The organism is Enterobacter roggenkampii, from assembly GCF_001729805.1.
GTDB classification, from domain to species: Bacteria; Pseudomonadota; Gammaproteobacteria; order Enterobacterales; family Enterobacteriaceae; genus Enterobacter; species Enterobacter roggenkampii.
The window spans coordinates 638,808-663,584 of sequence record NZ_CP017184.1; the positions used below are offsets into that span (position 1 = coordinate 638,808).

General features: G+C 56.3%; 24 protein-coding genes and 3 tRNA genes. 17 read left to right on the plus strand and 10 right to left on the minus strand.

From position 1 onward, the window contains the following. Positions 1-294 precede the first annotated feature (294 nt). Positions 295-1,641 (plus strand): PTS cellobiose transporter subunit IIC, encoded by a 1,347-nt coding sequence (locus BFV67_RS02965; RefSeq protein ID WP_008502084.1) that lies wholly within the window; start codon positions 295-297, stop codon positions 1,639-1,641. Positions 1,642-1,724: 83 nt separating this feature from the next. Here BFV67_RS02965 and fhuF read toward each other — a convergent pair whose 3' ends face one another. After that, positions 1,725-2,513: a siderophore-iron reductase FhuF gene (fhuF, locus tag BFV67_RS02970; RefSeq protein ID WP_069597852.1), complete on the minus strand. Its 789-nt coding sequence runs from the start codon at positions 2,511-2,513 to the stop codon at positions 1,725-1,727. 95 nt (positions 2,514-2,608) lie between these two features. After that, positions 2,609-3,673 (minus strand): GGDEF domain-containing protein, encoded by a 1,065-nt coding sequence (locus BFV67_RS02975; RefSeq protein ID WP_023293335.1) that lies wholly within the window; start codon positions 3,671-3,673, stop codon positions 2,609-2,611. A gap of 215 nt (positions 3,674-3,888) precedes the next feature. On the opposite strand from BFV67_RS02975, the gene BFV67_RS02980 reads away from it, so the two are divergent. Then, a complete protein-coding gene (locus BFV67_RS02980) occupies positions 3,889-4,158 on the plus strand; it encodes a DUF1435 domain-containing protein (RefSeq protein ID WP_072207143.1) in 270 nt (89 codons plus the stop codon). 40 nt (positions 4,159-4,198) lie between these two features. Here BFV67_RS02980 and BFV67_RS02985 read toward each other — a convergent pair. The 4 genes from BFV67_RS02985 to rsmC all read right to left on the minus strand — a co-directional run bounded on the left by BFV67_RS02985 (position 4,199) and on the right by rsmC (position 5,728). After that, positions 4,199-4,284: transfer RNA gene (locus tag BFV67_RS02985), tRNA-Leu, on the minus strand. 42 nt (positions 4,285-4,326) lie between these two features. Further along, a tRNA-Leu gene (locus BFV67_RS02990) sits at positions 4,327-4,412 on the minus strand. A 28-nt stretch (positions 4,413-4,440) separates the two neighbouring features. Continuing rightward, a tRNA-Leu gene (locus BFV67_RS02995) sits at positions 4,441-4,527 on the minus strand. Positions 4,528-4,699: 172 nt separating this feature from the next. Further along, complete coding sequence (rsmC, locus tag BFV67_RS03000; RefSeq protein WP_069597853.1) at positions 4,700-5,728, minus strand: 16S rRNA (guanine(1207)-N(2))-methyltransferase RsmC; 1,029 nt, start codon at positions 5,726-5,728, stop codon at positions 4,700-4,702. A 102-nt stretch (positions 5,729-5,830) separates the two neighbouring features. Between rsmC and BFV67_RS03005 the strand changes: the two genes are divergently transcribed. The 8 genes from BFV67_RS03005 to BFV67_RS03040 all read left to right on the plus strand — a co-directional run bounded on the left by BFV67_RS03005 (position 5,831) and on the right by BFV67_RS03040 (position 12,193). Beyond that, positions 5,831-6,244, plus strand: a complete 414-nt coding sequence (locus BFV67_RS03005) for a DNA polymerase III subunit psi (RefSeq protein ID WP_045907736.1) — start codon at positions 5,831-5,833, stop codon at positions 6,242-6,244. After that, positions 6,213-6,656: a ribosomal protein S18-alanine N-acetyltransferase gene (gene rimI, locus BFV67_RS03010; protein ID WP_008502078.1), complete on the plus strand. Its 444-nt coding sequence runs from the start codon at positions 6,213-6,215 to the stop codon at positions 6,654-6,656. Before BFV67_RS03005 ends, rimI begins: the two co-directional genes overlap by 32 nt. A 20-nt stretch (positions 6,657-6,676) precedes the next feature. Next, complete coding sequence (gene yjjG, locus BFV67_RS03015) at positions 6,677-7,354, plus strand: pyrimidine 5'-nucleotidase (RefSeq protein ID WP_008502077.1); 678 nt, start codon at positions 6,677-6,679, stop codon at positions 7,352-7,354. A 91-nt stretch (positions 7,355-7,445) separates the two neighbouring features. Continuing rightward, positions 7,446-9,035, plus strand: coding sequence for a peptide chain release factor 3 (prfC, locus tag BFV67_RS03020; RefSeq protein WP_008502076.1), 1,590 nt, complete (start codon positions 7,446-7,448; stop codon positions 9,033-9,035). A gap of 299 nt (positions 9,036-9,334) precedes the next feature. Continuing rightward, positions 9,335-9,952 (plus strand): molecular chaperone OsmY, encoded by a 618-nt coding sequence (gene osmY, locus BFV67_RS03025; protein WP_008502075.1) that lies wholly within the window; start codon positions 9,335-9,337, stop codon positions 9,950-9,952. 127 nt (positions 9,953-10,079) lie between these two features. Further along, a complete protein-coding gene (locus BFV67_RS03030) occupies positions 10,080-10,241 on the plus strand; it encodes a DUF1328 domain-containing protein (protein WP_003856556.1) in 162 nt (53 codons plus the stop codon). Positions 10,242-10,361: 120 nt separating this feature from the next. Beyond that, on the plus strand, positions 10,362-11,414 hold the full coding sequence (locus tag BFV67_RS03035) for a patatin-like phospholipase family protein (RefSeq protein ID WP_008502074.1): 1,053 nt from the start codon (positions 10,362-10,364) through the stop codon (positions 11,412-11,414). Next, complete coding sequence (locus BFV67_RS03040; RefSeq protein WP_157888812.1) at positions 11,411-12,193, plus strand: TatD family hydrolase; 783 nt, start codon at positions 11,411-11,413, stop codon at positions 12,191-12,193. The genes BFV67_RS03035 and BFV67_RS03040 overlap by 4 nt, the downstream gene beginning before the upstream one ends. Here the strand turns inward: BFV67_RS03040 and BFV67_RS03045 are convergent. Together BFV67_RS03045 and BFV67_RS03050 are read right to left on the minus strand one after the other, a co-directional pair. Then, a complete protein-coding gene (locus tag BFV67_RS03045) occupies positions 12,188-13,048 on the minus strand; it encodes a YjjW family glycine radical enzyme activase (RefSeq protein ID WP_069597855.1) in 861 nt (286 codons plus the stop codon). The genes BFV67_RS03040 and BFV67_RS03045 overlap by 6 nt on opposite strands. Continuing rightward, the gene (locus BFV67_RS03050; protein ID WP_069597856.1) at positions 13,023-14,570 is read right to left on the minus strand and encodes a YjjI family glycine radical enzyme; all 1,548 of its coding nucleotides are present in this window, start codon (positions 14,568-14,570) and stop codon (positions 13,023-13,025) included. The genes BFV67_RS03045 and BFV67_RS03050 overlap by 26 nt, the downstream gene beginning before the upstream one ends. Positions 14,571-14,832: 262 nt before the next feature. Between BFV67_RS03050 and deoC the strand changes: the two genes are divergently transcribed. The 4 genes from deoC (at position 14,833) to deoD (ending at position 19,136) form a co-directional block, all read left to right on the plus strand. Then, positions 14,833-15,612: a deoxyribose-phosphate aldolase gene (deoC, locus tag BFV67_RS03055; RefSeq protein WP_003856543.1), complete on the plus strand. Its 780-nt coding sequence runs from the start codon at positions 14,833-14,835 to the stop codon at positions 15,610-15,612. A gap of 101 nt (positions 15,613-15,713) precedes the next feature. After that, positions 15,714-17,036, plus strand: coding sequence for a thymidine phosphorylase (deoA, locus tag BFV67_RS03060; protein ID WP_069597857.1), 1,323 nt, complete (start codon positions 15,714-15,716; stop codon positions 17,034-17,036). A 53-nt stretch (positions 17,037-17,089) separates the two neighbouring features. Beyond that, on the plus strand, positions 17,090-18,313 hold the full coding sequence (gene deoB, locus BFV67_RS03065) for a phosphopentomutase (protein WP_025912138.1): 1,224 nt from the start codon (positions 17,090-17,092) through the stop codon (positions 18,311-18,313). 103 nt (positions 18,314-18,416) lie between these two features. Continuing rightward, the gene (gene deoD / locus BFV67_RS03070; RefSeq protein ID WP_003856538.1) at positions 18,417-19,136 is read left to right on the plus strand and encodes a purine-nucleoside phosphorylase; all 720 of its coding nucleotides are present in this window, start codon (positions 18,417-18,419) and stop codon (positions 19,134-19,136) included. An 85-nt stretch (positions 19,137-19,221) separates the two neighbouring features. Here the strand turns inward: deoD and lplA are convergent, their stop codons facing one another. Both lplA and BFV67_RS03080 read right to left on the minus strand, forming a co-directional pair. Further along, positions 19,222-20,238, minus strand: coding sequence for a lipoate--protein ligase LplA (gene lplA / locus BFV67_RS03075; RefSeq protein WP_069597858.1), 1,017 nt, complete (start codon positions 20,236-20,238; stop codon positions 19,222-19,224). Between the two features lie 39 nt (positions 20,239-20,277). Next, on the minus strand, positions 20,278-20,922 hold the full coding sequence (locus tag BFV67_RS03080) for a YtjB family periplasmic protein (RefSeq protein WP_008502067.1): 645 nt from the start codon (positions 20,920-20,922) through the stop codon (positions 20,278-20,280). A 117-nt stretch (positions 20,923-21,039) separates the two neighbouring features. On the opposite strand from BFV67_RS03080, the gene serB reads away from it, so the two are divergent. The 3 genes from serB to nadR all read left to right on the plus strand — a co-directional run bounded on the left by serB (position 21,040) and on the right by nadR (position 24,736). Next, on the plus strand, positions 21,040-22,008 hold the full coding sequence (serB, locus tag BFV67_RS03085; protein ID WP_021240580.1) for a phosphoserine phosphatase: 969 nt from the start codon (positions 21,040-21,042) through the stop codon (positions 22,006-22,008). Positions 22,009-22,082: 74 nt separating this feature from the next. Then, the gene (radA, locus tag BFV67_RS03090) at positions 22,083-23,468 is read left to right on the plus strand and encodes a DNA repair protein RadA (protein ID WP_003856523.1); all 1,386 of its coding nucleotides are present in this window, start codon (positions 22,083-22,085) and stop codon (positions 23,466-23,468) included. A 35-nt stretch (positions 23,469-23,503) separates the two neighbouring features. Further along, a complete protein-coding gene (gene nadR, locus BFV67_RS03095; RefSeq protein WP_006810194.1) occupies positions 23,504-24,736 on the plus strand; it encodes a multifunctional transcriptional regulator/nicotinamide-nucleotide adenylyltransferase/ribosylnicotinamide kinase NadR in 1,233 nt (410 codons plus the stop codon). Positions 24,737-24,777: the final 41 nt, after the last annotated feature.

Sequence of the window (24,777 nt, forward strand, 5' to 3'; positions counted from 1 at the left end):
CATAAGAATTTATGCTCTGTAAATATCTCTTAAGTAACAAATACCCCAAACGGCTGATTTCTGGATCCTCTTCACAATCAAAGAAACCGGTTACAGTAACCGGTTGCAGAGCGGAGAGCGTAGATTAATACTGAGTACGTAACGACCCCTGTATCCAATAATAAGAGCCAAATATGAAACCATTTCGTCTGAGCAGTACCGCTGGTTGGCAAGCCAGCAAGGTTGTGAAGCTGATGTATGGAACAACGTGCGGCGCGTATGTGCCCGTAACAAACGTCTGACAGGAGATCTGCCATGTCTGCCAACCATGCTGCGTTTAATCTGATATTCCGTTTCGTCGAAAATTACGTCAGCCCGATAGCCGGGCGGATCTCTTCCCAGCGTCACGTTATGGCGATTCGTGACGGGTTCATCTCCGCGATGCCGTTTATGATTGTGGGTTCGTTTTTGTTAGTCTTTGCTTACCCACCTTTTTCGCCTGATACCACCTGGGGTTTCGCCCGCGCCTGGCTGGATATGGCGAAGCAGTTTGAAGGCCAAATCCTGACGCCGTTTGATATGACGATGGGCATCATGTCCATTTATATCTGTGCCGCCATTGCCTATAACCTTGGCAAACACTACGTCAAATCTCATCAGCTGGACCCCTTTATGTGCGCCATGCTGTCGCTGATGGCGTTTCTGCTGGTCGCGGCACCGAAAACCAAAGGCACGCTCCCTGTCGACAGCCTGGGGGGAACGGGCATTTTTACCGCGATTCTGGTGGCGATTTATTGCGTTGAGATGATGCGTTTCCTCAAAGCGCATAACATCGGCATTCGTCTGCCGGACCAGGTCCCGCCGATGATCAAAAACTCTTTTGATCTGCTGATCCCGGTGCTGGTGGTGGTGGTGACCCTTTATCCTCTGAGCCTGGTGATTCAGTCTCAGTTTGGCATGCTGATCCCGCAGGCCATTATGTCGGTCTTTAAACCTCTGGTTTCCGCGGCAGATTCCCTGCCTGCGATCCTGCTGGCCGTGTTGATTGGTCATCTGCTCTGGTTCGCCGGGATCCACGGTGCCGCTATCGTCTCCGGGATGCTGCAGATGTTCTGGCTGACGAACCTTGGCGCAAACCAGACCGCGCTGGCCGCCGGTCAGCCTTTGCCGCATATTTTTATGGAAGCGTTCTGGACGTTCTTTATCGTGATTGGCGGCTCGGGCGCCACGATGGGATTGGTGATTTGCTATCTGCGCAGCCGTTCAGCGCATTTACGCTCTATCGGGCGTTTGAGCGTGGTACCCAGCTTCTTTAACATCAACGAGCCGGTCATTTTCGGTACGCCAATCGTGATGAACCCGGTGTTCTTTATCCCGTTCCTGCTGGCACCGATGGTTAACGCCGTGCTGGCGTGGGCGGCGATGACCTTTGATTTGATCGGCCGCGTCATCTCCGTGGTTCCCTGGACGGCACCGGCGCCGATAGGCGCAGCGTGGGCCCTGGGCTGGGATTTCCGCGCGGCGATTCTGGTTGTGGTTCTGGCCTGCGTATCGGCGATCATCTACTTCCCGTTCTTCAAAGTGTATGAGAAGCAGCTGCTGGAGCAGGAAGCGGAAGAAGCGCAGCGTAGCGCGGAAGAGGACAATCAGCAGGTGGCCTAGGTAAAAGCAAAACGGCAACGCAGGTTGCCGTTTTTAGTGTTTGTCGGCCCGGTAAGCGAAGCGCCACCGGGCAAATCACTGCTCTACTTCAGCGTGCAATCCCCACACTGCTTAACGTCCGGCAGGCGATAGCGCTGGCAGCAGGTGCGGCGAACCAGAAGCCCATCACGGAGCACGACGGTGCGGAATAGCGGGTTGTCACGGCCATCGGAAAGCTGCTTTGCAAAGAAACAGGACTGACGCAGGGCCTCAACGTTCTCATCACCGAGAAGCGGCTTCATTTCCGTTAAATACCAGTGGATTAAATAGCCCGTATTGCTCCAGATAAGCTTCCCAATAATCTCTCCCGTCGCTTCCAGCGCTTCCACCACCGGGATCAGGGCCTGCGTGATGAGCCGCTCCATACGTTCCTGAGCAGTGAGGCGTTCAGCGCTGTGGTCTTCGTGGAGATCAATCCAGAAACAGGCCGCACGTCCGGTTTCGTGAAACTCGACGTGGAAATTATCCGGCGAGAGTTCAAGCATGCTCTTCTGTGTTAACAGCGCCAGCATGAGCGGAGGCACCATCAGCCCGATATACCACTGCGCCCAGAGGGAGAGCAGGGGTTTATTTTCCCGCGTAAGGGTAGGCTGGTTGCGATAGATATGGTCGGAATAGGTGGCCAGCAGTGATTGCAGCTTAGACGGTTGGCGCCACTCTGAGAGCGTCATCGCGTGGGACGGGGGCGCTTCATCAAGCCGGATAAAGTCCAGCAGGTGGGCACGCGTTTCCGCAATCTTTTCCCGTATCGCATCTGCAAGCGAAGCATTCCCGCTGGTGAGCGGCGCTCGCCAGAGGAGAGGTTCGACGATGTGTGCGGTATGCGTGGCCATAGTATAGATAGAAATCTAAATGATAATGATTGCCAATCCTAACTATTGCTCATACCAATGGCAAGACTTTTGTCCTGGTGACCTCGTCGGTAGGTTTATGCCGTCTGAATCTCTTCGCTTAACAGAATGTTATTGCGTCCCATATGCTTTGCTTCATAGAGGGCTTTGTCCGCTTTTTCCAGCGCGCCTTCCACGTCTTCATCCTCAAAAATGGCGATGCCAATGCTAATAGTGACGTTTGTCGCGACGCTTTCGTTAAACAGATGCGGGATTTTCAAATCATACACTTTCTGACGGATCCGCTCGGCCGTCTGGCGAGCGTGTTCGAGTGAAATGTTGGTCAGCAGCACCATAAACTCTTCCCCACCAAAACGCGCCACAATATCGCGAGAACGTACGGCGTCACGGATTGCCGCAGAGACGCGCTTCAGCGCCTGGTCGCCCATCATATGGCCGTAATGGTCGTTATAGGCTTTGAAGTGGTCGATATCCATCAGCAGGACAAAGTGTTCGCCATTTTCTACCGTGGGCAGATTCTCCAGACGGCTTTGCAGACCGCGACGATTATAGAGCCCGGTAAGCGGGTCCATCATGCTGAGGTCGGTAAGGGTTTCTCGTTCTTCCAGAAGGCGAGAGAGCAGCTCCTGAGCGAAACGGTCGTTGCGTCTTTGCAAAATGTTATGAATAGCAATTGCCACCACAGGAAGTGCGAAAGAATAGGTCATTCGCAGCCATATATCGTGATCGCTTAACCACAGGCAGACAATAAAGGTGGGCAATGAATGCAGCGTAAACGCTTTGATATTACTGGCGAACGCCAGCGTGCCGATAAAAAGTACCGTTAAAAGAGCAATTAGCAAATACGTCGCATGGTCCTGAGTAATTAAGGCGAATTTGGAGACAATTTGCCAGGCCCATAAAATACCGAAGATCGCTGAAACGACAGGAATATTTATCTTCCGCGCGCGCTTTCTCCAGTGCCAGACGAACAGGCCAGTACTGATGGCGAAAATAGCAATCAGAGGGGCAGAAAACAGGCGTACAGAATTGAGCGGATTTGTTACCGAGAACACTGCCGAGGTTGCGTTCAGAAATAAAAATAAACGTAACGATAATTGATATTTTCTGTGAACCAAAGACCGCCAGGATTGTGATGTCATAGTCGCGTGTTTTTATTAAAATTTAATTAAAACAGATAAATAGGTGTTATTTCGCAATAAAATATGCAAAAAACTCAAAGAGTAATTATCAGAAAATCTTTAGACGTTGTTAACAGGTGCGCAATTTATCACCTTAGACAATTCCTGTCATTACGGGAAAGGTAAAGGTCGATGGATTTTGATTCATTCAGCTGGCAAATGATAATTTTTGTTATATGATATTGGTTATCATTATCGTTGAAAGAGGGGAAATCATGTTGAACAGAGCGCTGGGCAGTGGTTGGGGGGTACTGCTACCGGGAACCATTCTCGGCGGTTTGACGTTTGCCGATCTCTCTCTCGATACCTGGAAAGCCATCATCGCGTCAGGACTGTTAGCCACGTCAGGCATGATCTGGCATAAGCAGCTACGTCACTTTGTTTTACTGCCATCCTGTGTCGCGCTGGTCAGCGGAATTCTGGTGATACTGATGAGTTTGAAATAACAGGGAAAAAGAAGAAATTCAGAGGGGGTTGTAAGATAATTGGTGCGAGGGGGGGACTCGAACCCCCACATCCGTAAGGACACTAACACCTGAAGCTAGCGCGTCTACCAATTCCGCCACCTTCGCACAGTCATCTTACTCTTTATTGCTATATTGATATCGCCTCGTTGGTGCGAGGGGGGGACTCGAACCCCCACATCCGTAAGGACACTAACACCTGAAGCTAGCGCGTCTACCAATTCCGCCACCTTCGCCCAGTGCGAGCAATATCATCGTGATTTATGGTGCGAGGGGGGGGACTCGAACCCCCACATCCGTAAGGACACTAACACCTGAAGCTAGCGCGTCTACCAATTCCGCCACCTTCGCATACCATCGATACTGTAAAAGTATCGTAACCACGGAGGCGCATTCTAGATGTTTTCAGCTTTACGTCAACAGAAAAGTGCGCGTGATGCCTTGATTGATGCAAAAATGGCCGATGGACGCGCCGTGTATAGCCGGATGGCGCTTTCGCTTATCCGGCCTACAGGGGAGGCGATTACTTTTTGGCCTGACGCGTCATCACGGTGCGGTAGACCTTAAAGCGGCCGGTCTGGGCGATAACTTCGTGGAAGCCAAAAGTTTCATCCAGCACTTTCGGGTATGCCAGGAAGGCGTTCGCGACGATACGCAGCTCACCGCCGCTGTTGAGGTGACGAACTGCGCCACGGATCAGCGCTTGTGCCGCTTCCAGGCTGGTCTCCATACCGTCGTGGAACGGCGGGTTAGAGATGATCATGTCGAAGCGACCGGTGATGTCGGAGAAGACGTTGCTGGCAATGACTTCGCCTTCAATGCCGTTTGCGGCAAGCGTTGCGCGGCTGGCTTCAACCGCCGGGGCGCTCACGTCACACAGGGTTAAGCGCACTTTTGGCGAATGGCTGGCGAGCACGGTAGAGAGCACGCCCGCGCCGCAGCCCACGTCCAGCACTTTGCCTTTGGTGTGCGGCGTCAGGGTGGAAAGCAGCAGCTTGCTGCCCGTATCCAGCGCGTCACGGCTGAACACGCCCGGCAGGGTTTTGATGGTCAGGCCCTCAAGCTGGTACTCGTCCCAGTATGCCTGCGCATCAAACGTTGTCTGTTTTTCCAGACGGCCATGGTACAGACCACAGCGGCGAGCGCTGTCGACTTTATTCAGCGGCGCGTAGCCTTCCAGCAGCTGTTCCGCGCTACGCACGCCGCTGCGGTTTTCACCGACCACGAAAATATCGCAGCCGACCGGTAGCAGGGAGAGCAGGTTCATCAGCTGGAACTGGGCTTCCGGTTTATTCTTCGGCCAGTAGTAGATCAGCGTATCGCAGTCGGCGATATCGCTCTGCTCTGCCACCAGGCTAAAGCGCGCGCGCTCGCCCATCTGGCGGCTCAGCACCTGCCAGTGGTGGTAGTATTGGGTGTGGGCACGGCTTTCAGCACAGTCGAAACGCGCGGGCAGGTCATCCTGCATATCTCCGGCAAACAGAATACGGCTTTCTTCGAAATCATCACTGTGACGCAGCAAGACTTCACTTGCCGGGGTAAATGCAGACATGAATTGTTCCTCAATAAACTCAGGCGGGGATTATAGTAGGTAGATGGCGCACTTTCGACACATTTGCTATATTTGCGCGCCTGAGAGACAGGAGTTTTCCCTATGACATCCCGACGAGACTGGCAGTTGCAGCAGCTGGGCATTACCCAGTGGGCTTTGCGTCGCCCGACGGCGTTGCAGGGCGAAATCGCCATCTCCATACCGGCGCACGTTCGCCTGGTGATGGTGGCGGAAGAACTGCCTGCCCTGAATGACCCCCTGATCGATGATGTCCTTCGCAGCCTGAAGCTGACGGCCGACCAGGTTTTACCGCTGACGCCAGAGCGTGTCGCGATGCTGCCTCCTGATAGCCGCTGTAACAGCTGGCGTATCGGAGAGGCAAATGAGATCTCTCTTCAGGGGAGCCAGATCTGCTCGCCAGCGCTGGACGAACTGAAAGCCAACCCAAAAGCGCGCAGCGCGCTATGGCAACAAATCTGCGAATATGAACACGATTTCTTCCCTCACGACGCCTGACCTGTCCACCGCGTTCGCGATTGAAACACGCGCCCACGCGTTTCCGTGGAGCGAAAAAACCTTCGCCAGCAATCAGGGCGAACGGTATCTGAACTACCGCCTGGACGTTGACGGCACCATGGCCGCTTTCGCGATCACGCAGGTTGTTCTTGATGAAGCGACGCTGTTTAATATCGCGGTTGATCCCGCGTTTCAGCGCCGCGGGCTGGGAAGAGAACTGCTTGAGCATCTCATCCGTGAGCTCGAAACCCGTGACGTTTTCACCCTGTGGCTGGAGGTGCGCGCGTCGAATGTCGCCGCCATCGCGCTCTATGAAAGCTTAGGCTTTAACGAGGCGACAATCCGCCGTAACTACTACCCCACCGCAGAGGGACGTGAAGACGCCATCATAATGGCTCTGCCGATTGGATAATAAAAAATAAGGTTGTAACGATGAAATGGGACTGGATTTTCTTTGATGCCGACGAAACGCTGTTTACGTTCGACTCGTTCGGCGGCCTGCAGCGGATGTTTCTCGACTATAGCGTAACCTTCACCGCTGAAGATTTTCAGGACTATCAGGCGGTCAACAAACCGCTGTGGGTGGATTACCAGAACGGTGCCATCACTGCGTTACAGCTTCAGCACCAGCGCTTTGACGTCTGGGCGGAACGCTTAAAGGTCAGTCCGGGAACGCTGAACGAGGCTTTCCTCAACGCCATGGCCGATATTTGTGCGCCCCTGCCGGGCGCGGTTTCCCTGCTGAATGCGTTGAAAGGTAAGGTGAAACTGGGGATCATCACCAACGGTTTTACCGCCCTGCAGCAGATCCGCCTTGAGCGCACCGGCCTGCGCGATCATTTTGACGCGCTGGTGATCTCGGAAGAGGTTGGCGTGCCGAAGCCGGATCCGCGAATTTTCGACTACGCGCTGGCGCAGGCTGGCAATCCCGACCGCGATCGTGTCCTGATGGTGGGGGATACGGCAGAGTCAGATATTCTGGGCGGCATGAAGGCTGGTCTGTCGACCGTCTGGCTCAATGCGCATGGCCGCGTGAAGCCTGAAGGCATCGAGCCGACCTGGACCGTGACGTCGTTGAACGAACTGGAGCAACTCCTGTGTAAACAATGATTGCCTGCCCCCCGTTGATGGGTAAAATAGCCGCAATTTTGTATTCCATGATGCGTGGCGTGCTGCCGCGCTTATAAAAGAAGATTTAATTATGACGTTGTCTCCTTATCTGCAAGAGGTGGCCAAGCGCCGCACTTTTGCCATTATCTCGCACCCGGATGCCGGTAAAACGACCATCACTGAGAAGGTGTTGCTGTTCGGACAGGCGATCCAGACTGCGGGTACCGTTAAAGGCCGTGGCTCCAGCCAGCATGCAAAATCCGACTGGATGGAGATGGAAAAGCAGCGTGGTATTTCGATTACCACCTCCGTGATGCAGTTCCCCTATCACGACTGCCTGGTGAACCTGCTGGACACCCCGGGCCACGAAGACTTCTCCGAAGATACCTACCGTACCCTGACGGCGGTGGACTGCTGTCTGATGGTGATCGACGCCGCGAAAGGTGTAGAAGATCGTACCCGTAAGCTGATGGAAGTTACCCGTCTGCGCGATACGCCGATCCTCACCTTTATGAACAAACTCGACCGTGACATCCGCGATCCGATGGAGCTGATGGATGAAGTGGAAAACGAGCTGAAGATCGCCTGTGCGCCTATCACCTGGCCGATTGGCTGCGGTAAGCTGTTCAAGGGCGTTTATCACCTCTATAAAGACGAAACCTACCTGTATCAGACCGGTAAAGGCCACACCATTCAGGAAGTGCGCATCGTGAAAGGTCTGGACAACCCGGATCTGGACGCGGCGGTCGGCGAAGAGCTGGCCGCGCAGCTGCGCGACGAGCTGGAGCTGGTCAAGGGCGCGTCTCACGAATTCGACAAAGAGCTGTTCCTGAGCGGCGAAATTACCCCGGTCTTCTTCGGTACCGCACTGGGTAACTTCGGCGTTGACCACATGCTCGACGGTCTGGTGGAGTGGGCGCCGCAGCCGATGCCGCGCAAAACCGACACCCGTGAAGTGGAAGCGAAAGAAGAGAAGTTCACCGGCTTCGTGTTTAAGATTCAGGCCAACATGGACCCGAAACACCGTGACCGCGTGGCCTTTATGCGCGTGGTGTCCGGTAAATATGAAAAGGGCATGAAGCTGCGCCAGGTGCGTATCGGGAAAGACGTTGTCATCTCCGACGCGCTGACCTTTATGGCGGGCGACCGTTCGCACGTTGAAGAGGCCTATCCGGGCGACATCATCGGTCTGCACAACCACGGCACCATTCAGATTGGCGACACCTTCACGCAGGGCGAAATGATGAAGTTCACCGGTATTCCGAACTTCGCGCCGGAGCTGTTCCGTCGCATTCGTCTGCGCGATCCGCTTAAGCAGAAACAGCTGCTGAAAGGCCTGGTTCAGCTCTCCGAAGAGGGTGCCGTGCAGGTGTTCCGCCCGATTGCGAACAACGATCTGATCGTGGGTGCGGTCGGCGTGCTGCAGTTTGACGTGGTCGTTGCGCGCCTGAAGAGCGAATACAACGTAGAAGCGATTTACGAATCGGTGAACGTCGCGACCGCGCGCTGGGTTGAGTGTTCTGACGTGAAGAAATTCGAAGAATTTAAGCGTAAGAATGAAGTTCAGCTGGCGCTGGATGGCGGCGATAACCTGACCTATATCGCGCCAACGATGGTCAACCTGAACCTGACGCAGGAACGTTATCCGGACGTTCAGTTCCGTAAAACCCGCGAGCACTAATCCCCTCTCAGAGCACGGCATTCGCCGTGCTCTTCTTTATTTCCTGTCTTATTAATCCCTTGCGGAATGTTCTTAATTCAACGCAATTTCACGCTATTCGCCCATTTTTTACCCAATTCTGAAAGCGGCTCTGTGAGAGTGATCTATATTTAACTCAGTGTTTAACACCGGGCGTGGATAAATTAACTGTTCAATGCATGGCTTTAGGTTATCCAATTTGCTCGCGTGTTTATTCGCAATATATATCACTACTAAGGAAGTATGTAGCCCGAATAACGGGTCAACACAGGAATAGATCGATGAATATGACAAGACTGAAGATTTCTAAAACTCTGCTGGCTGTAACACTGGGTAGCGTTCTGGTGAGCGGCTCCGCCCTGGCGGAAAGCAGCACCATGGATAAAGCACAATCCACGGCCGATAGCGCAGGGCAAAAAATCGATAGCTCTATGAATAAAGTCGGCAATTTCATGGATGACAGCTCTATCACAGCAAAAGTGAAGGCCGCACTGGTGGATGATGAAGCCATCAAGAGCACCGATATTTCCGTTAAGACCGACAAGAAAGTGGTCACGCTGAGCGGCTTTGTTGAAAGCCAGGCTCAGGCTGAACAGGCGGTGAAAGTGGCGAAAGGCGTCGAAGGCGTCGCCTCCGTCAGCGATAAGCTGCACGTCCGTGACGGCAAAAACGCGTCGGTGAAAGGTTATGCCGGTGATGCAGCCACCACCAGCGAAATCAAAGCTAAACTTTTAGCAGATGACATCGTGCCGTCCCGTAAGGTGAAAGTTGAAACCACCGATGGCGTGGTTCAGCTTTCCGGTACGGTAGATTCGCAGGCGCAAAGTGAACGTGCCGAGTCCATCGCGAAGGCGATTGATGGTGTGAAAAGCGTTAAAAACGATCTGAAAACGAAGTAAATCTCGACCATTCGCCCGTCTGGCTAAACCCTGCGGGCGAAATAAGAACGACTCTGGAAAAACGCCGGTGAGTGACCTGAGCGCTCACGTTTAGCGGCCGACATTAACTATGGTAAAGGAGAAGCTTATGTTTCGTTGGGGCATTATATTTCTGGTTATCGCGTTAATTGCCGCCGCATTGGGCTTTGGTGGACTGGCAGGTACAGCGGCATGGGCAGCTAAAATTGTCTTCGTTGTCGGTATTATTCTGTTCCTGGTCAGCCTGTTTACGGGGCGTCGACGTCCGTAGCAAACGCAATATTCCGTCAACAAAATAAAGCCAGTCACTGTGACTGGCTTTTTCTTATTTGCGTAACAGGTCGGGTGCGTTACTGTGGTGTTATAAAATAATCAAAACAGGAAAGCAGAGGTGGGGCAACGAATTCCCGTTACGCTCGGCAACATTGCGCCGCTGACGTTAAAACCGTTTCGCGCAGGTCAACTCGCGCTGGTCTGCGAGGGTGGCGGACAGCGCGGCATTTTCACCGCTGGCGTGCTGGACGAATTTATGCGCGCGCAGTTCAATCCGTTTGACCTGTACTTCGGCACCTCTGCCGGGGCGCAGAACCTCTCTGCCTATGTCTGTAACCAGCCCGGCTACGCGCGAAAGGTCATCATGCGCTACACCACGGCGAAAGAATTTTTTAACCCGGTGCGGTTTGTGCGCGGCGGCAACCTGATCGATCTCGACTGGCTGCTGGAGTCAACCTCCAGCCAGATGCCGCTGGCCATGGATACTGCCGCCCGTCTGTTTGATAGCGGTAAAGAATTCTGGATGTGTGCCAGCCGGGGCGATGACTATTCGCCGGGCTATTTTTCGCCTCAGAAAGAGAACTGGCTGGACATTATCCGCGCCTCCAGCGCGATCCCCGGCTTTTATCGTACCGGTGCCCTGCTGGACGGTATTAGCTATCTGGACGGGGGGATCAGTGACGCGGTGCCGGTGCAGGAAGCTGCCCGTCGCGGGGCGAAAACCATTGTGGTGATCCGTACCGTACCGTCGCAAATGTATTACACCCCGCAGTGGTTTAAGCGGATGGAGCGCTGGCTGGGCGACAGCAGCCTGCAGCCGCTGGTGAATATCGCGAAGCAGCATGAAACCACCTACGGCGCGATGCAGCGCTTCATTGAGAAACCGCCGGGCAAGCTGCGTATTTTTGAAATTTATCCGCCTAAGCCGCTGCTGAGCATGGCGCTGGGCAGCCGCGTTCCTGCGCTGCGTATGGATTACAAAACGGGGCGGCTGTGCGGGCGCTACTTCCTGGCGACGGTGGGGAAAATGCTGGCGGAGCAGCCGCCGCTTCATCGCCATAAACGCATTATTACGCCGCCTGCGATTGTCGCCAACGACGCCCTGACGGTGCCGCTGGTCGACATTCCGCAGGCGAATGACGCTTTACTGGATAACGAGGATCTGGCGTGATGCACCGCTTTGTCGACACCCATTGCCACTTTGATTTCCCGCCGTTTACGGGAGATGAAGAGCAAAGCATTGCGAAAGCGGCCGAGGCAGGCGTTCAGGCCATTATTGTGCCTTCAGTGGAAGCGGCTTACTTTTCCCGGGTGCTGGATCTTGCTGCACAGCACCCCGCGCTCTATGCGGCGCTCGGCCTGCATCCGATCGTGATTGAGCGGCATCGGGATGAGGACATTGAGCGACTTGATGAGATAGTGCAGACCGCAGGCGACAAGCTTGTCGCCATCGGTGAGATCGGCCTCGATCTTTATCGCGAGGAGCCGCATTTTGAGCGCCAGCAGACGATCCTCGACGCGCAGCTCAGGCTGGCGAAGCGTCACGATCTGCCGGTGATCCTTCATTCAAGACGCACGCACGATAAGCTGGCAATGCACCTGAAGCGTATCGATTTGCCGCGTAAGGGCGTCGTGCACGGTTTCTCCGGCAGCCTGCAGCAGGCGCAGCGTTTTATCGAGCTGGGCTACAAAATCGGCGTTGGGGGCACCATCACCTATCCGCGCGCCAGCAAAACCCGGGACGTGATGGCACAGCTGCCGCTGTCGGCGCTTCTGCTGGAAACCGACGCGCCGGACATGCCGCTGAACGGTTTTCAGGGACAGCCGAATCGCCCGGAACAGGCGGCGCGCGTGTTCACCACCCTGTGTGAACTGCGACAGGAGCCGGAAGCGGTGATTGCCGATGCGCTGCTGGAAAATACGCGTTCGGTATTTGGCATCACGCTATAGATAAAGCGCCGGGCGGATCACCGTTATCCTCTGTTTTTCCAGCGCCCGCGCCAGCGGTTCAACGTCCTCGGGCGTGGCGCTGCGCCATGACGCTGCCTCACCGTATACGCCGTGCGCATGAAACGCGTTAAGGCGTACCGGCACGTTTCCCAGCCCGTGGATAAACGCCGTCAGCGGCTTCAGATGTTCTAGGTAATCACACTGCCCCGGAATCACCAGCAAGCGGAGCTCCGTCAAACGGTGGCGTTCTGCCAGCCAGCGGATACTCTGCTTGATCTGCGGATTGTCGCGCCCGGTCAGGAAGCGGTGATGCGCGTTCCCCCAGGCCTTGAGATCCAGCATCGCGCCATCCAGTACCGGCAGCAGCTTTCGCCAGCCGGTTTCGCTTAACAAACCGTTGCTGTCGACCAGACAGGTCAGATGACGCAGGGCGGGATCGGCTTTGATCGCGGTGAACAGCGTCACTAAAAACGGTAATTGCGTTGTGGCTTCACCGCCGCTTACGGTGATCCCTTCGATAAACGGTGCGGATTTGCGGACCTGGGTGAGGATCTCCTCCACGCTCAGGCGGTGCGCCATGGGCGTCGCCTGCTGCTGGCACAGGTGCAGGCAGGTGTCGCACTGCTGGCAGTCACTCTCCTGCCACCAGACGCGTCCCGCCTGTATGGTCAGTGCGTCGTGCGGGCAGTGGGGCACGCAGTCCCCGCAGTCGTTGCAGCGGCCGATCGTCCACGGGTTGTGGCAGGTTTTACAGCGCAGGTTGCAGCCCTGCAGGAACAGGGCCAGGCGGCTGCCCGGCCCGTCCACGCAGGAAAAAGGGATGACCTGACTAACTAAAGCGCATCTGCTGTTCATGGCTTATCACGCGCGGCTGACGTTCCAGAATACGGGTATTGCGCGCGGCTTCTTCACCCAGCCAGGTGGTATTGGTGCGCGATCCGGCTTCCCGGTACTTCTCCAGATCCGACAACCGCACCATATAACCGGTGACGCGCACCAGATCGTTACCCGCGACGTTGGCGGTAAACTCGCGCATCCCCGCCCTGAACGCGCCGAGACAGAGCTGGACCACCGCCTGCGGGTTACGTTTTACCGTCTCATCCAGCGTCAAAATATCGCTGATCCCGGAAGCGTAGTGCTTGTGGTGCGGCGCCACCGCCAGCAGGTGGCTGATGGGATCCGGCTCGTCGCCGTAGGGCAGGCGTGCGCCCGGCGTGGTGCCCGAGTCAGAGCTGATCCCCGACTGCGCATGCAGCATCGCGCGCTGCTTCCAGCCGTGTTTCACCGGCGTGTTTTCGACAAACGCCGCAAGCTGTTCGCTGATGCGATAGCCCAGCGCGTTGGCCTGCTCGTCTTTGCCGTAACGCCCAGTCATCCCGGCTTTCTCACAGAGCACGTTTACCGCTTCTGCCAGGCCGTACATGCCAAACATCGGCACAAACCGATCGGCATCAATCAGCCCCTCTTTCACCAGGAAGCTATTCTCAAAGAAGCCGGATTGTTGATACAGGAAATCGCAGCGGGCATCGATGATGGCCATTTGCTGCTGGCAGTAATGCGGGAGGGCGCGGCTGAAGAAGTCTTCCATTGACGTACTGTGTTCGGCGATGGCCTTAAGGTTGAGGCGCACCAGGGTGCTGCCACCGCCTGCCAGAGGCAGGGAGTTGTAACAGCTCACTACGCCGTAATGGCCTTTTGTGAAAATTTTATCATTCACCGGGCCATTAGAAATATGCGGTTTGCTGCATTCACATATGTTTTTCGCCACCTCAAGCAGCAAATCATCCGGGGTGATCGCTGGATCATAAATAAAGGTCAGGTTCGGCGCGACCTGCTTCAGATCTGAATCGGCACGCAGAATGGCACGCGTGACGGGGGTATCTTCCGGCCCGATATTGGCATGCATAAAGGCATCGGGCAGCGTACGGTCGAGATAGCGCCAGAAACGTTTTATTCGGCTATTGATTTCTTCTTGTGTTAGAATTCTAACATAAGGTTGCAGCAACGCATCAAGCTGACCGAGATAGACCGGCATCGATGTGACGGACGGAACATGGTGGTAGAGGATGGTTAACAGTGAGAGGGCGTCGTCGAGATCTTTTGCCCCTTCCAGCTCCAGCCATTCTGAACCATTAGCCAGAAATTTTGCGTAATCCGGCAGAACGTAACGGGGTTTGTAAGGCGCATGGCCTTCGAACATGTCGCAGATGAACCCCTCGTCCAGCGCGGCGCGCGCAGCTTCAGGAAGTGCCGGATACGGCAGGTTGTTTTCCGCTTCCAGCGCCAGAAAGTGACGTTTTTGTTCCGGGGTTAACGCCGGGCTTGTCACAATCTGCTGGCAACGTTGTTGCAGGGCGTCGGGGCTGGAGTGGGACATGTTCGCTTCCTTGAGTGTTCTGCGGATGATGAACGGATTGTAGAAAGCCTGCCTGTCGGCACTTTTGATCCGACAGGGGGTATCGCTGCTTTAGTCCGCAATATGCGCGCTAAAGTTTGAATAAGATCTCATTACAGCAATGCAAATTTGCACGCAGTTTTCATTAACTGTGATGAATGTCGAAGTGTGGATGCGGGTGGATGTTAGAATACTCACAGACCCACAAGGTAAAATTTATACGGCACTGCCGTTGGAGAATGTTATGACCGATTTAACTGCAAGCAGCCTGCGCGCGTTGAAACTGATGGACCTGACTACCCTGAACGATGACGACACCAATGAGAAAGTCATCGCCCTGTGCCATCAGGCGAAAACGCCGGTGGGCAACACCGCAGCCGTCTGTATCTACCCGCGCTTTATCCCGATTGCCCGTAAGACGCTGAAAGAGCAGGGCACCCCGGACGTGCGCATTGCAACCGTCACTAACTTCCCGCATGGCAACGATGATATCGAGATTGCGCTGGCAGAAACCCGCGCGGCGATTGCCTACGGCGCAGACGAAGTGGACGTGGTGTTCCCGTACCGCGCGCTGATCGCCGGCAACGAGCAGGTCGGTTTTGACCTGGTGAAGGCCTGTAAAGACGCGTGTGCGGCGGCAAACGTGCTGCTGAAAGTGATCATCGAAACCGGCGAGCTGAAAGAAGAGGCGCTGATTCGTAAAGCCTCTGAAATCTCCATCAAAGCCGGTGCGGATTTCATTAAAACCTCTACCGGTAAAGTACCGGTAAATGCGACCCCGGAAAGCGCGCGCATCATGATGGAAGTGATCCGCGACATGGGCGTGTCCAAAACCGTGGGCTTCAAACCTGCGGGCGGCGTGCGTACCGCGGAAGACGCGCAGCAGTTCCTGGCGATTGCCGACGAGCTGTTCGGCGCCGACTGGGCCGATTCCCGTCACTACCGTTTTGGCGCCTCCAGCCTGCTGGCCAGCCTGCTGAAAGCGCTGGGTCACGGCGACGGTAAGAGCGCAAGCAGCTACTAAGTTTGAATTGCCGGGTGGCGCTACGCTTACCCGGCCTACCCGGATCGTGGTCGGGTAAACCGTACCCGCCACCATTCACCCGATTCCTCATGGGGGTTACCGTGTTTCTCGCACAAGAAATTATTCGTAAAAAACGTGATGGTCATGCATTAAGCGACGATGAGATCCGCTTCTTCATCAACGGCATTCGTGATAACACCGTCTCAGAAGGGCAGATTGCGGCTCTGGCGATGACCATTTTCTTCCACGATATGTCGATGCCTGAGCGCGTGTCGCTGACCATGGCGATGCGAGATTCAGGAACCGTTCTGGACTGGAAAAGCCTCAACCTCAACGGCCCGATTGTGGACAAACACTCCACCGGCGGCGTGGGCGACGTGACCTCCCTGATGCTCGGCCCTATGGTGGCAGCCTGCGGCGGTTACGTTCCTATGATCTCCGGGCGCGGCCTGGGCCACACCGGCGGTACGCTCGACAAACTGGAAGCCATTCCGGGCTTCGATATCTTCCCGGATGACAACCGCTTCCGCGACATTATTAAAGACGTTGGTGTGGCGATTATCGGCCAGACCAGCTCTCTTGCTCCGGCAGACAAGCGTTTCTACGCGACCCGCGACATCACCGCGACCGTTGACTCCATCCCGCTGATCACCGCCTCTATCCTGGCGAAGAAGCTGGCAGAAGGGCTGGACGCGCTGGTGATGGACGTGAAGGTAGGCAGCGGCGCGTTTATGCCAACCTATGAACTCTCTGAGGCGCTGGCCGAAGCGATCGTTGGCGTCTCCAACGGCGCGGGCGTGCGCACTACCGCACTGCTCACCGACATGAACCAGGTGCTGGCTTCCAGCGCCGGTAACGCCGTCGAAGTGCGTGAAGCCGTCCAGTTCCTGACAGGCGAATACCGCAACCCGCGTCTGTTCGACGTCACCATGGCGCTGTGCGTGGAGATGTTAATCTCCGGCAAGCTTGCCAAAGACGACGCCGACGCCCGCGCGAAGCTACAGGCGGTACTGGACAACGGCAAAGCGGCGGAGATCTTTGGCCGCATGGTTGCGGCGCAGAAAGGCCCAACCGACTTCGTCGAAAATTACGCGAAGTACCTGCCGACCGCGACGCTCAGCAAAGCGGTGTATGCCGACAGCGAAGGGTTTGTCTCCGCCATGGACACCCGCGCGCTGGGTATGGCGGTCGTGTCTATGGGCGGCGGCCGTCGTCAGGCGTCAGATACCATTGATTACAGCGTCGGCTTTACCGATATGGCCCGTCTGGGCGACAGCGTTGACGGCCAACGTCCGCTGGCGGTGATCCACGCCAAAGATGAAGCCAGCTGGCAGGAAGCGGCGAAAGCGGTGAAGGCGGCTATTACGCTTGACAATAAAGCGCCGGAAACCACACCGACTGTCTATCGCCGTATCACCGAATAGCGGTATACTGATCTGATCGATAATTTTTGAAGCACTACGTACGGAGAACAATTATGAAACGTGCATTTATTATGGTGCTGGACTCATTCGGCATCGGCGCAACCGAAGATGCGGAACGTTTTGGTGACGTGGGTTCCGATACCATGGGTCACATCGCGGAAGCCTGTGCGAAAGGCGAAGCGGACAACGGTCGTAAAGGCCCTCTGACTCTACCTAACCTGACCCGCCTCGGGCTGGTGAAAGCGCATGAAGGCTCTACCGGTAAAATCGCAGCCGGTATGGACGGCAATGCGGAAGTCGTGGGCGCCTATGCCTGGGCGCACGAGCTCTCCTCCGGTAAAGACACCCCGTCTGGCCACTGGGAAATCGCCGGTGTGCCGGTGCTGTTCGACTGGGGTTACTTCTCCGATCACGAGAACAGCTTCCCGCAGGAGCTGCTCGATAAGCTGGTGAAGCGTGCCAACCTGCCGGGTTACCTCGGCAACTGCCACTCCTCCGGTACCGTGATTCTTGACCAGCTCGGCGAAGAGCATATGAAAACCGGCAAGCCGATTTTCTACACTTCTGCTGACTCCGTGTTCCAGATTGCCTGCCACGAAGAGACCTTTGGCCTGGATAAACTCTACGAGCTGTGCGAAATCGCCCGTGAAGAGCTGACCGAAGGCGGCTACAACATTGGCCGCGTGATCGCGCGTCCGTTTATTGGCGACAAAGCGGGTAACTTCCAGCGTACCGGTAACCGTCACGATCTGGCCGTTGAGCCGCCGGCGCCAACCGTGCTGCAGAAGCTGGTTGATGAGAAAGGCGGTCACGTGGTTTCTGTAGGTAAAATCGCGGATATCTACGCTAACTGCGGCATCACCAAAAAGGTCAAAGCGACCGGACTCGATGCGCTGTTCGATGCCACCATCAAAGAGATGAAAGAAGCGGGCGACAAGACCATTGTCTTCACCAACTTCGTCGACTTCGACTCCTCCTGGGGTCACCGTCGCGACGTAGCGGGTTATGCTGCGGGTCTTGAGCTGTTCGACCGCCGCCTGCCGGAGCTGATGGAGCTGGTGGGTGAAGATGACATTCTGATCCTGACCGCGGACCACGGCTGCGATCCGACCTGGACCGGTACCGACCACACCCGTGAGCACATTCCGGTGCTGGTGTACGGTCCGAAAGTGAAGCCGGGTTCGCTGGGTCACCGTGAAACCTTCGCGGACATCGGCCAGACCCTGGCGAAATACTTTGGTACGTCTGACATGGAATATGGCAAAGCCATGTTCTGATGTCATTGCCCGGTGGCGCTTCGCTTACCGGGCCTACGGTTTTGTAGGCCGGGTAAGGCGTAGCCGCCACCCGGCAAAAACAACAAGTTAAAAGGAACTGAAGATGGCAACTCCTCACATTAATGCAGAAATGGGTGATTTCGCTGACGTCGTATTGATGCCGGGCGACCCGCTGCGCGCGAAGCACATTGCAGAAACCTTCCTGGAAGACGTGCGTGAAGTGAACAACGTTCGCGGCATGCTGGGCTTCACGGGTACTTATAAAGGCCGCAAAATCTCCGTTATGGGCCACGGCATGGGTATCCCATCCTGCTCCATCTACACCAAAGAGCTGATCACCGATTTCGGTGTGAAGAAAATCATCCGCGTAGGCTCCTGCGGTGCGGTGCGCATGGACGTTAAGCTGCGTGACGTGGTGATCGGCATGGGCGCGTGTACCGACTCTAAAGTCAACCGCATCCGCTTTAAGGATCATGACTTTGCGGCCATCGCTGACTTTGACATGGTGCGTAACGCGGTTGACGCGGCAAAAGCGCTGGGCGTTGACGCGCGCGTGGGCAACCTGTTCTCTGCCGATCTGTTCTACTCGCCAGAAGGCGACATGTTCGACGTGATGGAAAAATACGGCATCCTGGGCGTGGAAATGGAAGCGGCCGGTATCTACGGCGTAGCGGCTGAATTCGGTGCGAAAGCGCTGACCATCTGCACCGTATCTGACCATATCCGTACCCACGAGCAGACTACCGCTGCCGAGCGTCAGACCACCTTCAACGACATGATCAAAATCGCGCTGGAATCCGTTCTGCTGGGCGATAAAGAGTAAGAGCTGTTGTGCCGGGTGGCAGCCTCGCCTGACCCGGCCTACGGTTTTGTAAGCCCGCTAAGCGCAGCGCAAGCGGGCTTTTTTACTAGCGCACGGCCTGTGCAACCCATGTTGACAAATCCCTTAACTCTTTTTCCTGCTCCGGAAAATCGCCGATCAGCGCATCACACTCCTGCTGCAACATATCCGCCCGATACAAACAGCCCTGCAGACGCGCGGCCAGCGCCTCTAACGGTGCCGGATTGAGACTATCCGTAAAGACCTGCGTGCGGGTGATATGGCCTTTCTCCACGTCGAAGTGCAGCTCCACGCCGCCCCAGGTAAACCGTTCGTCCAGCAGATGGGAAAAGGCAGGGGCCTGACCGAAGTTCCACTCCCAGCTGCTCTGGCGCGCAAAGGTTTCCGCGAAGTTGGGCAGGTCCGGGGTTTTGTCAGGGGAGATCGCTTCAGCTTCTACCCGCTCGCCGTAATGTTCGAAGAAGGCTTCACGAATCGCATCGCAAATCTGCTCGTGAGTAATCCCGGGCAGCAGTTCCACCAGATTCGCCACGCGCCCGCGCACGGAGGTGATGCCCTTAGCCTGTAGCTTTTTCTTATCTGGATTAAGGTAGTTAGCCAGACGGCTGAGATCGGCGTTCAGCAGCAGGGTACCGTGGTGGAATCCGCGATCCATCGTTTCGCGATAGGCAGAGCCGGATACCTTGCGGTCGCCATCGGGCGTTTTGACCACCAGATCGTTACGTCCGGAGGCTTCCGCCGTCACGCCGAGCGAATTGAGCGCGTTGAGGACGATGGACGTTGAGATGGTTTTGTCGTATTCCGGTTTGCCCGCCATAAAGGTAAAGCAGGTATTGCCCAGATCGTGGAATACCGCGCCGCCGCCGCTGCTGCGGCGCGCCAGACGGACGTTGTCCTCTTCCATACGGCGGGTGTTGCACTCTTTCCACGGGTTTTGCGCACGACCAATAACCACCGTATCGGCATTGCGCCAGAGAAACAGTACGCGCTGGGTGGCAGGCATCTGGCGGAAGATGCACTCCTCCACTGCCAGGTTAAACCAGGGATCGTAAGAGTCAGAGATAAGCAGGCGTAACGTCGACATGGCAGAGTTCCTTTTCCGAATCATTCGCCTACTTTATCACTATTCTTTCTTCTCGCTCTCTTCGTCTTCGGGGACTGACCGGCTGGCGGTCAGCAGGAACGGGGATTGCTGCCAGCGCGTGCGCTTGCCCCGAAGCAGAGTGCGTGCCAGCACAACGCCGATGGCGAGTGAAAGCAGCAGCATCAGGCGCAGAATGTTGGTGGTATTATCGACCTGTTTGGCTTCAGTGGGCAGGGTGTGGGTATCAAGGGTGAGGCGCAGATAGCCCAGCGGGCCATTCTTCCCCTGAATAGGTTCAACAAGCTGCTGGTTGAAGTAGCCGCCGGCTTTTTTGCCGTCCAGCGCCAGCCTGTCTCGCACGTCGACGTGCTCACCCGCTCGGGCAATCAGGTTGCCTTGCTCATCATAGACACCGGCATCAAGAATGCGGCTGTTCTCCGTGAGCAGGCGTAAAACCTGGCCTATCCGCTTCTCGTCAGGCGTTTCGTTACGCATGGACGGCGCGACGTTGAGCGTGACCTGGCGTGCCAGCGTGCGGGCCAGTTCTTCAAACTGCGGGTTGCGTTGCCGTTGATGGTTCTGGCTAAACCACGATGCCCCTTGCATCAGCACCACTAAGAGTGCGAGACAGGAAAGGACAATCACGGCGCGATGGAGCCGGAATTTCAGTTTTGCGCGAGCCATATTCCACCTGCTGAAAATTTACGGCTTAATGTTGCCAGAAGTGATGGTTACAGGGTAGCCTCATGCGTTATTTTCCCTCTGCAACCTTCCGGCGCGAACGAAATTACAGGAGCTTTAATGCCGAACATTACCTGGTGTGACCTGCCAACGGATGTCTCTTTATGGCCAGGATTGCCGCTCTCTTTAAGTGGCGATGAGGTGATGCCTCTGGATTACCACGCCGGTCGTAGCGGCTGGCTGCTGTACGGACGCGGTCTGGATAAGCAACGCCTGACCCAGTATCAAACCAAACTGGGGGCCGCGATGGTCATCGTCGCCGCCTGGTGCGTGGAAGACTACCAGGTCATTCGCCTGGCGGGCTCTCTGACCCAGCGCGCCACGCGCCTGGCGCATGACGCCGGGCTGGATGTCGCACCGCTGGGTAAAATTCCGCACCTGAAAACGCCTGGCCTGCTGGTCATGGACATGGACTCTACCGCCATTCAGATCGAGTGTATCGACGAAATTGCGAAGCTGGCGGGCAGCGGCGAGCTGGTGGCTGAAGTCACCGAGCGTGCGATGCGCGGCGAGCTGGATTTCACCGCCAGCCTGCGACAGCGCGTGGCGACCCTGAAAGGGGCCGATGCCAACATTCTGCGTCAGGTGCGCGATGAACTGCCCCTGATGCCAGGGCTGACGCAGCTGGTGCTGAAGCTGCAGTCCCTCGGCTGGAAGGTGGCGATCGCCTCCGGTGGCTTCACCTTCTTCGCGGATTATCTGCGGGAAAAACTGCATCTGACCACCGTGGTGGCCAACGAGCTGGAGATCATGGACGGCAAGCTGACCGGCCAGGTGATCGGCGATATTGTGGATGCCCAGTACAAAGCCAATACGCTGACGCGCCTCGCGGAAAAATATGAAATTCCGGTTGTCCAGACCGTCGCCATCGGTGACGGCGCGAATGACCTGCCGATGATCAAAGCGGCCGGCCTGGGCATTGCCTACCATGCCAAGCCAAAAGTGAATGAAAAGACGGAAGTGACTATCCGTCACGCTGACCTGATGGGGGTGTTCTGCATTCTCTCCGGCAGCCTTAATCAGAAATAACGGTCTGCTTTGTAGGCCGGGTAAGCGTAAGCGCCACCCGGCTCGCAGGCCGCAGAGAAATAACGAGGTAAACCGTGGCGAAAGCTCCAAAACGCGCATTTGTCTGTAATGAATGTGGTGCGGATTATCCGCGCTGGCAGGGGCAATGTAGCGCCTGCCATGCCTGGAACACCATCACCGAAGTGCGTGGTGTGGCGGCTTCGCCGAGCGTGGCGCGCAATGAACGCCTGAGTGGCTATGCGGGCAATGCAGGCGTGTCGAAGGTACAAAAACTTTCAGACATCAGCCTGGAGGCGCTGCCGCGCTTCTCCACCGGCTTCAAGGAATTTGACCGCGTGCTCGGCGGCGGCGTGGTGCCGGGCAGCGCGATCCTGATCGGCGGTAACCCGGGCGCGGGTAAATCGACTCTGCTGCTGCAAACGCTTTGCAAGCTCGCCGAACAGATGAAAACCCTGTACGTCACGGGCGAAGAATCACTCCAGCAGGTGGCAATGCGCGCGCACCGTCTCGGCCTGCCGACCGGCAACCTGAATATGCTGTCGGAAACCAGCATCGAGCAGATCTGCATGATCGCCGAAGAAGAGCAGCCGAAGCTGATGGTGATCGACTCCATCCAGGTGATGCACATGGCGGACATCCAGTCCTCGCCGGGCAGCGTCGCGCAGGTGCGTGAAACCGCGGCCTACCTGACGCGCTTTGCCAAAACGCGCGGCGTGGCGATTGTGATGGTCGGCCACGTGACCAAAGACGGCTCGCTGGCGGGACCGAAGGTGCTCGAACACTGTATCGACTGCTCGGTAATGCTCGACGGCGACGCAGACTCTCGCTTCCGTACCCTGCGCAGCCATAAAAATCGCTTTGGGGCGGTTAACGAACTGGGCGTGTTTGCCATGACCGAACAGGGGCTGCGCGAAGTCAGCAATCCGTCGGCCATCTTCCTGAGCCGGGGAGATGAAATCACCTCCGGCAGCTCGGTGATGGTGCTGTGGGAAGGGACGCGCCCGCTGCTCGTCGAAATTCAGGCACTGGTGGATCACTCGATGATGGGCAACCCGCGACGCGTGGCGGTCGGTCTGGAACAGAACCGCCTGGCAATCCTGCTGGCGGTGCTGCACCGTCACGGCGGGCTGCAGATGGCGGATCAGGACGTCTTCGTGAACGTGGTCGGCGGCGTCAAAGTCACCGAGACCAGCGCAGACCTGGCGCTGCTGCTGGCGATGGTCTCCAGCCTGCGCGACAGACCGCTGCCGCAGGATCTGGTCGTCTTTGGCGAAGTGGGCCTCGCCGGGGAAATCCGTCCGGTGCCGAGCGGCCAGGAGCGTATCTCCGAGGCGGCAAAACACGGTTTCCGTCGGGCTATCGTTCCCGCCGCCAACGTGCCGAAAAAAATCCCGGAAGGGATGCAGGTCTTTGGCGTGAAGAAACTCGCAGATGCGTTAAATGTCTTTGACGACTTATAATTACGTATTCGATTTTGCAGGAGGCACCGTAATTTATGTCATCATTTGACTACATCAAGACCGCTATCCGCCAGAAAGGCTGCACGTTGCAGCAGGTGGCAGACGCCAGCGGTATGACCAAAGGCTACCTGAGCCAACTGCTGAACGCCAAAATCAAAAGCCCCAGCGCGCAGAAGCTGGAAGCGCTGCACCGCTTTCTGGGGCTGGAATTCCCGCGTATGCAAAAGAACATCGGCGTGGTGTTTGGCAAGTTTTACCCGCTGCATACCGGGCATATCTATCTGATCCAGCGCGCCTGTAGCCAGGTGGACGAGCTGCACATCATCATGGGGTACGACGAAACCCGCGATCGTCAGCTGTTTGAAGACAGCGCCATGTCGCAGCAGCCGACCGTGCCGGACCGTTTGCGCTGGCTGCTTCAGACCTTCAAGTACCAGAAAAACATTCGCATTCATGCCTTTAACGAAGAGGGTATGGAGCCGTACCCACACGGCTGGGACGTGTGGAGCAACGGCATCAAAGCGTTTATGGAAGAGAAGGGCATTGCGCCGAACTGGATCTACACCTCTGAAGAGTCCGACGCGCCGCAGTTCCGCGAGCATCTGGGCATCGAGACGGTGCTGATCGACCCGAAACGCACCTTCATGAACATCAGCGGAGCGCAGATCCGCGAAAACCCGTTCCGCTACTGGGATTACATCCCGACCGAGGTGAAGCCGTTCTTTGTGCGCACCGTCGCGATCCTGGGCGGCGAGTCGAGCGGTAAATCAACGCTGGTCAACAAGCTCGCTAACATCTTCAACACGACCAGCGCGTGGGAGTACGGCCGCGACTATGTCTTCTCGCACCTGGGCGGCGACGAGATGGCGCTGCAGTATTCCGACTACGACAAAATCGCGCTCGGTCACGCTCAGTACATTGATTTCGCGGTGAAATACGCCAACAAGGTGGCGTTCATCGATACCGATTTTGTCACCACCCAGGCGTTCTGCAAAAAGTACGAAGGGCGCGAGCACCCGTTCGTGCAGGCGCTGATTGACGAATACCGCTTTGACCTGGTGATCCTGCTGGAAAACAACACCCCGTGGGTGGCCGACGGCATGCGCAGCCTCGGCAGCTCGGTGGACAGGCGGGAATTCCAGTCCATGCTGGTGGAGATGCTCAACGAAAACAACGTTGAGTTTGTGCACGTTGAAGAGTCAGACTACGATTCCCGTTTCCTGCGCTGCGTCGAACTGGTGAAGGAGATGATGGGGGAGCAGGGGTAAGCGTTAACCGCCCTCTCCCTTTGGAGAGGGCCGGAGTGAGG

Coding starts and splice junctions, on each gene's coding strand:
- BFV67_RS02965 (WP_008502084.1), top strand. CDS start 295: ATGTCTGCCAACCATGCTGCGTTTAATCTGATATTCCGTTTCGTCGAA.
- fhuF (WP_069597852.1), bottom strand. CDS start 2,513: ATGGCCACGCATACCGCACACATCGTCGAACCTCTCCTCTGGCGAGCG.
- BFV67_RS02975 (WP_023293335.1), bottom strand. CDS start 3,673: ATGACATCACAATCCTGGCGGTCTTTGGTTCACAGAAAATATCAATTA.
- BFV67_RS02980 (WP_072207143.1), top strand. CDS start 3,889: ATGATATTGGTTATCATTATCGTTGAAAGAGGGGAAATCATGTTGAAC.
- rsmC (WP_069597853.1), bottom strand. CDS start 5,728: ATGTCTGCATTTACCCCGGCAAGTGAAGTCTTGCTGCGTCACAGTGAT.
- BFV67_RS03005 (WP_045907736.1), top strand. CDS start 5,831: ATGACATCCCGACGAGACTGGCAGTTGCAGCAGCTGGGCATTACCCAG.
- rimI (WP_008502078.1), top strand. CDS start 6,213: ATGAACACGATTTCTTCCCTCACGACGCCTGACCTGTCCACCGCGTTC.
- yjjG (WP_008502077.1), top strand. CDS start 6,677: ATGAAATGGGACTGGATTTTCTTTGATGCCGACGAAACGCTGTTTACG.
- prfC (WP_008502076.1), top strand. CDS start 7,446: ATGACGTTGTCTCCTTATCTGCAAGAGGTGGCCAAGCGCCGCACTTTT.
- osmY (WP_008502075.1), top strand. CDS start 9,335: ATGAATATGACAAGACTGAAGATTTCTAAAACTCTGCTGGCTGTAACA.
- BFV67_RS03030 (WP_003856556.1), top strand. CDS start 10,080: ATGTTTCGTTGGGGCATTATATTTCTGGTTATCGCGTTAATTGCCGCC.
- BFV67_RS03045 (WP_069597855.1), bottom strand. CDS start 13,048: ATGAACAGCAGATGCGCTTTAGTTAGTCAGGTCATCCCTTTTTCCTGC.
- BFV67_RS03050 (WP_069597856.1), bottom strand. CDS start 14,570: ATGTCCCACTCCAGCCCCGACGCCCTGCAACAACGTTGCCAGCAGATT.
- deoC (WP_003856543.1), top strand. CDS start 14,833: ATGACCGATTTAACTGCAAGCAGCCTGCGCGCGTTGAAACTGATGGAC.
- deoB (WP_025912138.1), top strand. CDS start 17,090: ATGAAACGTGCATTTATTATGGTGCTGGACTCATTCGGCATCGGCGCA.
- deoD (WP_003856538.1), top strand. CDS start 18,417: ATGGCAACTCCTCACATTAATGCAGAAATGGGTGATTTCGCTGACGTC.
- lplA (WP_069597858.1), bottom strand. CDS start 20,238: ATGTCGACGTTACGCCTGCTTATCTCTGACTCTTACGATCCCTGGTTT.
- BFV67_RS03080 (WP_008502067.1), bottom strand. CDS start 20,922: ATGGCTCGCGCAAAACTGAAATTCCGGCTCCATCGCGCCGTGATTGTC.
- serB (WP_021240580.1), top strand. CDS start 21,040: ATGCCGAACATTACCTGGTGTGACCTGCCAACGGATGTCTCTTTATGG.
- nadR (WP_006810194.1), top strand. CDS start 23,504: ATGTCATCATTTGACTACATCAAGACCGCTATCCGCCAGAAAGGCTGC.